Here is a 12,379-nt window from a genome sequence, read left to right as displayed (position 1 = left end):
TAAAAGAACTATAGCCTCAAAGCTTGATTATGTCTAACTGGGGAATAAACAGCAGAGCATGCAAATTAAAGTCCATTTGTGTCAATCAAATATTTTAAAGTAAGAAGATATTTAAGGGGATGGGCTATTAAGTTGGACGGAACTACTGTTAAAATGTCCGAAAGTGCCTTTTTAGTTACCAAAGACTATCCAGATAAACCGTTTTAAACTGAAAATTACCGGTTTAAAGTGTAATTCTGGTTAGTTTTTTAGAATTCAATAAAGAAATCAAGTGCTTATCTGGGTTCGAGAACTACAAATGGGATGATCATTTCTTCGAGAGAAACACCCCCATGCTGATATGTATTTCTGTAATAGCTTACATAGTGGTTATAATTATTGGGGTATGCAAAAAACAGGTCATTCTTTGCAAATATAAAAGAACTGCTCATGGTAATACTTGGTAAATAAATATTAGCCGGGTCTTTGGCCTCTATTACATCATTTTCATTATAAGTCAGGCTTCGGCCGGTTTTATATCTAAGATTAAGACTGGTCTCTTTGTCTCCAATAACTTTTGAAGGCTGTTTTACATTTATCGTACCATGATCTGTGGTGATAATAAGCTTTAACCCCATGCTCTGGGCTTGTTGTATGATCTCCAGGAGTGGCGAATTCTTAAACCAGCTATTCGTTAAGGACCTATACGCCTTATCATTGGAAGCCAACTCCTTTATAACATCCATTTCGGTTTTAGAATGTGAAAGCATGTCCACAAAATTATACACAAGAACCGTCAGGTCATTTTTCTTTTGTGACCGAAAGTTTTGAGAAAGATTTTTACCTTGTTTTAAACTACTAATTTTATGGTACTCCCATTTTATATCAAGCCCCAATCTTTTTAATTGTTCGCCCAGGAATTTATTCTCAAATAAATTTTTCCCACCTTCATCGGTATCATTCTTCCACCATTCCGTATATTTTTTTTCCATTCCAAGCGGCATAAGTCCGGAGAAAATTGCATTTCGTGCGTATTGAGTTGCCGTAGGCAGAATACTGAAATAGGGCACTTCCTTACTTTTCTTATAATAGGGGGTTAGCACATCTTCAAAGGCAAACCACTGGTCATACCTCAAATTATCTATCACCAATAAAAGGGTGGGAGTATCTTTTAGCTCAGGATGAATTAATTCCTTAAATAAAGTATGTGACATTACCGGGCCATCACCATCACGAAACCAGTCAGCATAATTTTTTTCAATAAATTTCCCAAACTGATTATTGGCTTCAACTTTTTGAGATTCCAAAATTTCAAACATTCCGGAATCTTCTATTTCTTCCAATTGTAATTCCCAGTAAATAAGCTTTTTATAAAGATCTGCCCATTCCTCATAAGAGTTCACCATTGACAGGTCCATCGCTATTTTTCTAAATTCCTGCTGATAGTTGGAAGTGGTTTTTTCTGAAACCAAACGTGAGTGATCCAAGTTTTTTTTGAGAGACAGCAGTATTTGATTCGGATTAACCGGTTTTATTAGATAATCGGCAATCTTTGAACCAATGGCCTCCTCCATGATATATTCTTCCTCACTTTTCGTGATCATTACCACGGGAAGAGAAGCATCAATCGTTTTAATTTCGGTTAGTGTTTCCAATCCGGAAATTCCTGGCATATTTTCATCCAGAAAAACGATATCAAAATTCTCACTTCTGATTTCTTCTAAGGCATCCTGGCCACTTTTGCAGGTTACTACTTGATAATTTTTATCTTCCAGAAAAATTATATGGGGCTTTAACAAATCTATTTCATCATCTACCCATAGGATTGTTATCTTCTTCATTTAGTCCTTATCTTTACCGTTGAAAACAATAGCTATTTTGTCCAAATCAAACAAGCTCAAAATATTCAACGATCCAATTTACGGATTTATTAGAATTCCAGATGCACTAATTTTTAACCTTATAGCGGACCCTTATTTTCAAAGACTTCGCCGTATTTCGCAAATGGGACTTTCATATCTGGTTTATCCCGGGGCGCATCATACTCGTTTTCATCATGCGCTGGGCAGTATGCATTTAATGCAGGAGGCAATACAACTACTTCGTTTTAAAGGGGTTGAGATTACCGAAAAGGAAGCTCAAGGACTACTCTGTGCCATCTTGTTACATGATATTGGCCATGGTCCTTTTTCGCATGCTATGGAACATAGTTTGGTTGAAGGAATAAAACATGAAGCAATTTCACACATTTTTATGGAGGTTCTTAACCATAAGTTTAACGGAAGTTTAACTTTAGGCATAGAAATATTCAAAGGCACTTATAGAAAAAAATTTCTGAATCAATTGGTCAGTAGTCAATTAGATATGGATAGACTGGATTACCTTAAACGAGATAGTTTTTATACGGGTGTTGCAGAGGGGAATATAAATGCTGAGCGCTTAATAACTATGTTAAATGTGGTCGACGGTGATTTGGTAGTTGAGGAAAAAGGGATCTATTCCGTGGAGAAATTTCTAATGGCCCGCAGATTTATGTATTGGCAGGTTTACCTTCATAAAACCGGATTAGTGGCCGAACAATTGCTAATAAAGACACTGCAGAGGGCTAAGGAATTGGTGGAAATGAATTTTGAACTGACTTGTAGCCCACCACTGATGTTCTTTTTAAAAACCAAAATTGACAAAGGAAATTTTAATAGGGAGGTTTTGGATCATTTTGCCAGTCTTGACGATACTGATATTTTGGCGGCTATAAAACAATGGCAGCATAGTTCTGATTTTGTTTTGTCCAAGCTTTGTGCCATGATCCTGAATAGAAGACTACTCAATATAAGGCTCAGAAATCAGCCTGTAAAGGATAGTAAATTTGAAACCCTCTTTGAGGATTTTAGGGGAAAATATAAGTTAAGTGAAGCGGAGGCATCCTATTTTGTATTCCGTGGAATAATAGAGAATAAGGCTTATAATCTTGAAAGCCAAAATATAAATATTCTACGTAGCAATGGCAAATTATTAGATGTTGCCAAGGCTTCGGATCATTTGAATCTGACCGCATTATCTGAGACGGTAACAAAATATTATATCTGTTATCCAAAAGATGATCTTTAGCAATAATATTCTGAATTTTACATCCCACCAATTTCCTAAATGCATTTATAAAGTATTAATACGCTAACATACAGGAGTTTACAGGGAAGTATTTGACGTCATATCATTAATCAAATTTTCTTACTTTTGTCTGAGTCTAAGCCAAGGGTAAAATCATTTAAAAATTTGAAATTTACAGCTAGTCAGATTGCAGGCATTTTAGAGGGTGAGATAGAAGGCAACCCGGAGGTTGCTGTGCATAAATTAGCTAAAATTGAAGAAGGAGAAATTGGTTCATTAACTTTTTTGGCTAATCCCAAGTACACTTCCTTTATATATAGTACTGAAGCTTCCATAACTCTTGTAAATAAGGATTTTGTACCAGAACAAGCCATTACCACGACATTGATCAAGGTTGATGATGCTTACGAATCTTTTTCCAAGTTGCTAGAGTACTACAATCAGGTTAAAAATAACAAAACAGGTCTTGAGAGACCGGTATTTTTATCGGAGTCTGCTTCGTATGGAGAGAATTTCTATTTGGGCGCTTTCTCATATCTGGGGAATAATGTAAAGATTGGGAATGATGTCAAAATATATCCTAATGTTTATATTGGTGATAATGTGACAATAGCGGATAACGTGCTCATTTTTGCAGGAGCCAAAATTTATTCTGAATCAATTATCGGAAAGGGCTGTGTTATTCATAGTGGCGCTATAATAGGTGCCGATGGTTTTGGATTTGCTCCTAATTCCAACGGAGAGTACAGCAAAGTACCTCAGACCGGAAATGTGATTCTAGAGGAAAATGTAGACGTTGGTGCAGGAACTACAATAGACAGGGCAACACTTGGATCCACAATTCTCAGAAATGGGGTCAAACTAGACAATCAAATTCAAATTGCTCATAATGTTGAGATTGGGGAGCATACGGCGATAGCTGCACAGACTGGTATCGCAGGATCTACAAAAATTGGAAAAAATTGCAAAATCGGTGGCCAGGTAGGTATTGTTGGGCACATAACTATCGGTGACAGGGTTCGGATACAGGCTCAATCAGGAATCGGCAGAAATGTCAAGGACGATGAATTTCTACAAGGATCACCGGCCTTAAATTACGCAGACTACAATAAATCTTATGTTCATTTTAAAAACTTACCAAAATTAGTTAACAGAATTAATGATTTTGACAATAAGAGTGAAGACAAATAAAGTATGGCAAAACAACGTACAATAGCAAATGAAGTAACCTTAACTGGTGTGGGTTTACATACCGGAGAGAACGTTACTATGAAATTTGTTCCTGCTCCAGAGAATCATGGCTTTGCTTTTAAGCGTGTAGATCTTGAGGGGGAACCAGTTATTGAAGCAGATGCGAATTATGTGGTGAATACCCAGAGAGGAACAAATTTGGAGAAAAGGGGGGTTAAAATTCAAACTTCAGAACATGTTCTTGCCGCATTGGTTGGAATGGAAATAGATAATGTTTTAATTGAATTAAATGCTCCTGAACCACCTATAATGGACGGATCTTCTAAATTTTTTGTAGAGGCTATTGAGAAGGCAGGAATAGTAGAACAGGATGTCGATAGGGAAGAATATGTAGTTAACGAAGTTATAACCTACAAAGATGAAGCTTCCGGAAGTGATATAACACTTATTCCTTCTGAGGATTACGAAATAACTACGATGGTGGATTTTGGCACCAAGGTTCTTGGAACTCAGAATGCTACCCTGGAGAGAATATCAGATTTTAAAAAGGAAATTGCGGATGCCAGGACATTTAGTTTTCTACATGAATTAGAAATGTTATTGGAGAATGGACTTATCAAGGGAGGTGATTTAAACAATGCCATTGTCTATGTTGACAAGGAAATTTCTGAATCCACAATGAAGAAACTGGAAAAGGCATTTAAAAAGAAAAAATTATCCGTAAAGCCAAATGGAATATTGGATAATCTTACATTACACCAACCAAACGAAGCTGCCAGACATAAACTTTTAGATGTAATTGGAGACCTGGCTTTGGCCGGAACGAGAATTAGGGGTAAAGTAATTGCCAATAAACCCGGACATTATGTAAATACGCAATTTGCTAAAAAGCTGTCCAAGATAATTAAACTGGAAAAGCGCAATAAAGTTCCAAAATTCGATTTAAATGGACCTCCTTTAATGGATGTTACCCAAATTATGAATATGTTGCCCCACAGGCCGCCATTTCTATTGGTAGATAAAATCATTGAACTTTCGGATTCCCATGTTGTTGGTTTGAAAAATGTAACTATGAACGAACCATTTTTCGTAGGACATTTTCCCGGAGCACCTGTTATGCCCGGTGTTTTGCAGGTAGAAGCAATGGCACAAACCGGAGGAATACTGGTTTTGAGTACAGTTCCTGATCCTGAAAATTATCTTACTTTCTTTATGAAAATAGACAATGTAAAATTCAAACAACAAGTTGTTCCCGGAGACACATTAATCTTTAAGTGTGATCTTATTTCACCCATTCGAAGAGGAATCTGCCATATGCAGGCGTATGCATACGCAAATGGTAAATTGGTGTCCGAAGCTGAATTAATGGCCCAAATCGTAAAAACAAAACAAAAGGATTAGTATGAATCAACCCCTTGCCTACGTTCACCCAGGAGCTAAAATTGCAAAAAATGTGGTTATAGAACCATTTACCACGATACACAATAATGTGGTAATTGGCGATGGTACCTGGATAGGCTCTAATGTCACCATTATGGAAGGTGCCCGCATTGGGAAGAATTGTAATATTTTTCCGGGTGCCGTAATATCTGCACCACCTCAGGATCTTAAATATGAAGGAGAGGAAACCACAGTAGTTATTGGGAATAATACCACGATAAGAGAGTGTGCTACTATTCACAAAGGTACACGCGACAGAATGAAAACGGTGATTGGTAAAAATTGTCTAATAATGGCCTATTGTCATATTGCTCACGATTGTTTTGTGGGTAATAATTGTATTTTCTCCAATAATTCAACCCTTGCCGGGCATGTAACTATAGGCGACAATGTTATTCTTGCAGGTCTGGTTGCAGTACATCAGTTTGTCTCAATTGGCAATCATGCGTTCGTAACCGGGGGATCTTTAGTTCGTAAAGATGTTCCACCCTATGTAAAAGGAGCAAGAGAGCCAATGTCTTATGTAGGAATAAATTCTGTTGGACTGCGAAGAAGAGGATTCGATTCTGATAAAATTAGGGAGATACAGAATATCTATAGAATACTATATCAGAAGAATTATAACAATTCTCAGGCTGTACAGATCATTGAAGCAGAAATGGAGGCTACTCCGGAGAGAGATGAAATTTTACAATTTATTCGTGATTCTCAAAGAGGAATTATGAAAGGTTATTTTAGTACAAATTAATTATTTATGGCAAATACATCAGATATTAGAAAAGGATTGTGCATTAAGTACAACAATGATATTTATAAAATTATTGAGTTTTTACACGTAAAACCTGGTAAAGGGCCTGCTTTTGTGCGTACAAAGCTTAAAAGTCTGACTAGCGGAAAAGTATTGGATAATACCTTCTCTGCAGGCCATAAAATTGATGATGTACGTGTGGAAACTAGATCCTACCAATTTTTATATTCTGATGGGACTACTTATCATTTCATGAATACAGACGATTACAACCAAATCTCCCTCCAGGAGGAAATACTGGATGCACCCGAACTTCTCAAAGAAGGAGAAATTGTTACCATAATGTTTAATACGGAAGACAGCATGCCTTTAACAGTTGAAATGCCGGCTAGTGTAGTTCTTGAAGTTACTCATACTGAGCCCGGACTAAAGGGAAATACGGCAACAAATGCTTCCAAACCGGCGGTTGTTGAGACCGGAGCAAAGGTAAATGTACCGCTTTTTATCAATGAGGGAGATAAAATTAAAATTGATACTGAAAAGGGTTCTTATATGGAAAGAGCTAAATAATAAGTTGCTGTATATAAATACATTACAGTATTTTATATTTAGTTTTAATTTATATATAATTTTGATAAATAATTTGTGAAATTTCCTAAACCATATTCTTTAAAGCAAATTGCAGGGATTATTAATTCTGAATATATAGGAGCAGATGACTTTTCTGTTCTTGGGATGAATGAAATACATGTCGTAGAAGAAGGAGATATTGTATTTGTAGACCATCCAAAGTATTATGATAAGGCACTAAATTCTAAGGCTACTGTAGTTTTAATAAATAAAAAAGTAGATTGCCCCGCTGGCAAGGCGTTACTTATTTCAGAGGATCCATTTAGGGATTTTAATGTTCTTACCGATTATTTCAAACCTTTTGAAAAATCAGATTTGATGATTTCCAAATCTGCCAAAATAGGAAAAAACACGCATATACAACCTAATGTGTTTATTGGTAATAATGTTGAAATAGGAGATGATTGCATTATTCATCCCAATGTCTGCATATATGATAATTGTATTATTGGAGATCATGTCACTATTCATGCCGGAACAGTCCTTGGAGCAGATGCTTTCTATTATAAAAACAGACCGGAGGGCTATGATAAATTGCTTTCAGGAGGACGTGTTGTAATAGAAGATCATGTAGATATTGGAGCTCTATGTACAATAGATAGGGGTGTTACGGGAGATACAACTATTAAGAAAGGTAGTAAGCTCGATAATCAGATTCAGGTTGGCCATGATACGGTTATCGGACAAAAGTGCCTGATTGCTTCACAAACGGGAATTGCCGGCTGTGTTGTTATTGAAGATGAAGTTACCATCTGGGGGCAGGTGGGAATAATAAGTGGTATTACCATAGGAAAGAAAGCTGTTATTATGGCCCAGGCTGGTATTGGAAGATCTCTGGAAGGGGGTAAAAGTTATTTGGGAAGTCCGGCTGGTGAATCTCGTGAAAAATTCAGAGAACTAGCCCATCTGCGTAGTCTTCCGTCCATATTAAAAGAATTAAACAAACAATAAGTCATTAACCACCTAAAAATAGTTTTCAAAAATATATTTTTGCGTAATTAAAAGATAAACCGACTATGAGCGTATTAGTAAATAAAGATTCCAGGATAATTGTTCAAGGCTTTACCGGCAGTGAAGGGACTTTTCATTCAGAACAAATGATAGCCTACGGCACAAACGTGGTTGGCGGGGTAACGCCAGGCAAAGGGGGTCAGGAACACCTGGGAAAACCTGTTTTTAATACCGTGGAAGAAGCTGTTCAAGGGGTAGGGGCAGACACTACAATCATTTTTGTACCGCCAGCATTTGCGGCTGATGCAATTATGGAAGCGGCCAGTGCTGGAATTAAAGTTATAATAACAATCACTGAGGGTATTCCTGTAGCCGATATGGTTAAAACCAATAATTATATTAAACACAGAGATTGTACTCTAGTTGGACCAAATTGCCCTGGAGTAATTACTCCGGAAGAGGCCAAAGTAGGTATTATGCCCGGTTTTGTATTTAAAAAAGGAACTATCGGCATTGTTTCTAAATCCGGCACTTTAACTTATGAAGCCGCTGACCAGGTAGTCAGACAAGGATTAGGTATTACAACCGCTATCGGTATTGGAGGTGACCCAATAATTGGAACCACTACAAAAGAAGCCGTAGAATTACTTATAAATGATCCTGAAACCGAATGTGTGGTCATGATAGGCGAAATAGGAGGGCAGTTGGAAGCAGATGCGGCCAAATGGTATAAAGCCAGCGGAAGTAAAAAACCAATAGTTGGTTTTATAGCTGGTGAAACAGCACCTGCCGGAAGAACAATGGGCCATGCCGGGGCAATTGTAGGAGGGACAGATGACACTGCTCAGGCAAAAAAACGTATTATGCGTGAATGTGGAATTAATGTAGTGGATTCCCCTGCAGAGATTGGTAAGAAAGTTAAAGAAGTGGTAGGATAATTTGTAATAAACCACAATTATCCAAGGTATAGCTTATAAGAAAATCCCGAATTAGTCGGGATTTTTTATAGCCTTTATCTTAAACAAAACTTATATTTGGATTACCAGTGTGCAAATAATACAACGATATGAAAATATTAGAAGGAAAGATAGTAATAATAACCGGTGCGAGTCGGGGAATAGGAATGGGTATAGCGAGGATATTTGCTGAACACGGGGCGAATGTTGCTTTTACCTATAGTTCAAGCGAAGCCCCGGCTCTTGAGCTTGAAAAGGAGCTTAATTCAATGGGAGTTAAAGCCAAAGCATACAAAAGTAACGCGGCTAGTTTTCAGGATTCTGAAGATTTAATTGCGAAGGTTCTTAAAGATTTTGGTGGCATAGACATATTAATTAACAATGCAGGAATTACAAAGGATAATCTGTTAATGAGAATGAGGGAAGAGGATTTTGACAAGGTTATTGAAATAAATCTAAAATCTGTTTTCAATATGACTAAAGCTGTACAGCGGACGATGTTAAAGCAGCGCAAGGGATCAATAATAAATATGAGTAGTGTTGTTGGTGTAAAAGGGAATGCAGGTCAGGCCAATTATGCTGCTTCCAAAGCTGGAATCTTAGGCTTTACAAAATCTGTAGCTCTCGAACTTGGTTCCAGAAATATTAGGTGTAATGCTATTGCACCGGGCTTTATTGAAACAGAAATGACAGATAAACTAGATGAAAATACAGTACAGGGCTGGAGAGATGCAATTCCATTGAAACGAGGTGGGACACCGGAAGATGTAGCCAATGCCTGTTTATTCCTGGCATCCGATCTTTCCGCATACATTACCGGACAAGTATTGAATGTTGATGGGGGAATGCTGACTTAACCGGGAGGTAAGGCACTTTAACAAATACTATATAAATAGCTTATTGGGGCAGACTGTAGTCTTTGGCGTCTGTCTGAAAAATTTCATGCAAATACAAACAGTATTCTTTATTTTACTTGCTGCGATCCTGGCTGTAGTGCTGGTAATTTATCAATATTACTATAAATCCAAAGGTAAAGGCTTTCTATATATCACCCTCTCCTTCTTGAGATTTGTAGCTTGGTTTGCTTTGTTTTTACTTTTAATTAATCCTAAAATCACAAAGGATCAATATTCCTTGGAGAAAGCCAATCTAATTATTTTATTAGATAATTCTTCATCTATTCCGCTGTTAGATGGTGCAGAGCAACTATTGCGGATAAAGGACCAAATTAAGAATAATACTTATCTGAAGGAAAGGTTTACTATTTCAGAATTTGCCTTCGGAACAGAATTAAATACTTTAGACAGCTTGTTATTTGAAGAGAAAGCAACCAATATAGGACAAGCTCTTTCATCACTTAACGAGATTTATGCCGGCAGCAATACTGCAATATTGATGCTGACAGATGGTAATCAGACTTTAGGGGAGGATTATGAATTCTATGCAAGACAACAAAAATTCCCAATTTACCCATTGGTTGTAGGTGATACAACAAGTTATCGGGATATCAGAATAGATCAGGTAAATACAAACAAATACGCCTTTTTAAAAAATAAATATCCTATAGAAATTTTCGTTTCCTATCAGGGTAAAAATCCGGTTTCAACTGTTCTTACTATTACTGAGGATGGGCAGAATTTATATAGAAATCAACTCGATCTGAATGAGATCGAAAATTCCAAAATTGTCAGTACAGTACTTGATGCTGCTACCGTTGGAATAAAGAATTTAAAAATTAGCCTTAGTCCTTTGGAAAATGAAAGGAACATTACCAATAATACCCGGCAAATAGGGATTGAAGTCATTGATGAAAAAACCAATATTGCATTGGTTTCTAATATACTTCATCCGGACCTTGGTGCCTTAGAGAAGGCAATTGAAAGTAACGAACAAAGATCGGTATCAATTGTAAAACCATCTCTATCACTAAATGAATTAGAACAATTTGATCTTTTTATAATATACCAACCAGACACTTCTTTCGAAAAGGTATATGAGTATATAAAAAGTAAAGGCGCAAATATTTTTACGGTAACTGGTCCTAAGACCAATTGGACTTTCCTGAACAAAGTTCAATCGAGTTTTCAAAAAAACAGTTATGATCAGAAAGAAGAAGTAACACCTGTTTTAAACCAGGGATTTACCCGTTTTGATATTAGTGATATTGATGTATCTGATTTCCCCCCCATAGAGACCACTTTAGGGGAATTGTTAATTACAGCATCTTTTGAAAATATCTTTAGCCAGCGAATCAAGGGAGTGGATCTGAATGAACCTCTTTTGGCAACCCTTGAGACCAATTCAGGCCGCGAGGCTATCCTTTTAGGTGAAAATATATGGAAATGGCGCATGAAGACCTACAGGGAGGATCAGGAATTTAAAAAATTTGATGATTTTATTTCAAAGGTTATTTTATATCTGGCAAACACTAAACCAAGAAGTCGGCTTGCATTGGAGTATGAAAATATTTATCTGGGATTAAATCAGGCAACGATAAAAGCTACTTATTTTGATGAAACCTTCGTTTTTGACAATAATGCAACCATAAATATATTGTTGAATGGCGTTGGGAATAATATAAGCAGGCAAATCCCTTTATTACTTAAAGACGGTTATTACGAGGCGGATATCCGAACACTTCCTCCGGGGGATTATAACTTTACAGCCAATGTAAAGGGTGAAAATCTAACCCAAACAGGAAAATTTACAATTTTGGACTATGATTTGGAGCAGCAATTGTTATCCAGTAATTATAAGAAATTAGAAAGGCTAGCCAAAAGCACCAAGGCATCACTTTATTATCCTTCCCAGACTTCAAAAATCGTTGAAAACTTGACAAAAGATAATAGGTACCTACCTATCCAGAAAAGCAAGCAAAATGTCGTATCTTTGATCGATTTTAAAATTCTGCTTGGAATCATTGTAGCAGCATTGACTGCAGAGTGGTTTGTCAGAAAATATAACGGATTAATTTAATTTTATATCAAATGGATAAATTACCAAAAATAGCACTGCCAGCAGTGTTTATTATTATTTTATTGATTATACTGATTTCAAAATCAGCAATTACCATTGGCTCTGGTGAAGCAGGGGTTTTGTATAGGACTTTTGGAAATGGAGTGGTGACTGATGAACCTCCTCTGAATGAGGGCTTTCATATTGTGGCACCCTGGAATAGAGTTTTTGTTTATGAGGTAAGGCAACAAGAAGTTTTTGAAAAGATGAAAGTGCTTTCCAGTAATGGATTGGATATTCAGCTTGATGCATCTGCCTGGTTTCAACCCGATTATGTTGATCTAGGCAAATTACATCAGGAAAAAAGTGAGCAATATAAAGAGCGTATTCTTCTTCCTGCAATTAGATCGGCTGCTCGTAG

Annotated in this window: 11 protein-coding genes; 10 read left to right on the top strand and 1 reads right to left on the bottom strand. The window is 36.8% G+C overall.

From position 1 onward, the window contains the following. Positions 1–275: 275 nt before the first annotated feature. A complete protein-coding gene (locus Q0X77_RS14410; RefSeq protein ID WP_297798525.1) occupies positions 276–1,820 on the bottom strand; it encodes a bifunctional response regulator/alkaline phosphatase family protein in 1,545 nt (514 codons plus the stop codon). Between the two features lie 37 nt (positions 1,821–1,857). Between Q0X77_RS14410 and Q0X77_RS14405 the strand changes: the two genes are divergently transcribed. The 10 genes from Q0X77_RS14405 to Q0X77_RS14360 form a co-directional block, all read left to right on the top strand. After that, complete coding sequence (locus tag Q0X77_RS14405; protein WP_297798524.1) at positions 1,858–3,087, top strand: HD domain-containing protein; 1,230 nt, start codon at positions 1,858–1,860, stop codon at positions 3,085–3,087. 165 nt (positions 3,088–3,252) lie between these two features. Next, a complete protein-coding gene (gene lpxD / locus Q0X77_RS14400; RefSeq protein ID WP_297798522.1) occupies positions 3,253–4,278 on the top strand; it encodes a UDP-3-O-(3-hydroxymyristoyl)glucosamine N-acyltransferase in 1,026 nt (341 codons plus the stop codon). Between the two features lie 3 nt (positions 4,279–4,281). Then, entirely contained in the window at positions 4,282–5,679 is a 1,398-nt protein-coding gene (locus Q0X77_RS14395) for a bifunctional UDP-3-O-[3-hydroxymyristoyl] N-acetylglucosamine deacetylase/3-hydroxyacyl-ACP dehydratase (protein ID WP_297798520.1), read from the top strand. Position 5,680: 1 nt separating this feature from the next. After that, the gene (gene lpxA / locus Q0X77_RS14390) at positions 5,681–6,466 is read left to right on the top strand and encodes an acyl-ACP--UDP-N-acetylglucosamine O-acyltransferase (RefSeq protein WP_297798519.1); all 786 of its coding nucleotides are present in this window, start codon (positions 5,681–5,683) and stop codon (positions 6,464–6,466) included. 6 nt (positions 6,467–6,472) lie between these two features. Beyond that, positions 6,473–7,036 (top strand): elongation factor P, encoded by a 564-nt coding sequence (efp, locus tag Q0X77_RS14385; protein WP_297798518.1) that lies wholly within the window; start codon positions 6,473–6,475, stop codon positions 7,034–7,036. Between the two features lie 75 nt (positions 7,037–7,111). Beyond that, the gene (locus Q0X77_RS14380; RefSeq protein ID WP_297798517.1) at positions 7,112–8,047 is read left to right on the top strand and encodes a UDP-3-O-(3-hydroxymyristoyl)glucosamine N-acyltransferase; all 936 of its coding nucleotides are present in this window, start codon (positions 7,112–7,114) and stop codon (positions 8,045–8,047) included. Positions 8,048–8,112: 65 nt separating this feature from the next. Then, positions 8,113–8,985 carry a succinate--CoA ligase subunit alpha gene (gene sucD / locus Q0X77_RS14375; RefSeq protein WP_297798516.1) on the top strand — a complete coding sequence of 291 codons (873 nt, stop codon included), beginning with the start codon at positions 8,113–8,115 and terminating at the stop codon, positions 8,983–8,985. A gap of 128 nt (positions 8,986–9,113) precedes the next feature. Continuing rightward, entirely contained in the window at positions 9,114–9,860 is a 747-nt protein-coding gene (fabG, locus tag Q0X77_RS14370) for a 3-oxoacyl-[acyl-carrier-protein] reductase (protein WP_297798515.1), read from the top strand. A gap of 85 nt (positions 9,861–9,945) precedes the next feature. Then, on the top strand, positions 9,946–11,979 hold the full coding sequence (locus Q0X77_RS14365; RefSeq protein WP_297798514.1) for a vWA domain-containing protein: 2,034 nt from the start codon (positions 9,946–9,948) through the stop codon (positions 11,977–11,979). An 11-nt stretch (positions 11,980–11,990) separates the two neighbouring features. Beyond that, positions 11,991–12,379, top strand: a 389-nt coding sequence (locus Q0X77_RS14360; protein WP_297798513.1) for an SPFH domain-containing protein, incomplete at its 3' end; no start/stop codon positions are given.

The sequence above is a fragment of the uncultured Eudoraea sp. genome, from assembly GCF_947258925.1.
Classification (GTDB): Bacteria; Bacteroidota; Bacteroidia; order Flavobacteriales; family Flavobacteriaceae; genus Eudoraea.
The sequence above is the reverse complement of the archived record's forward strand: the minus strand, read 5'-3'. Positions and strand labels throughout refer to the sequence as shown.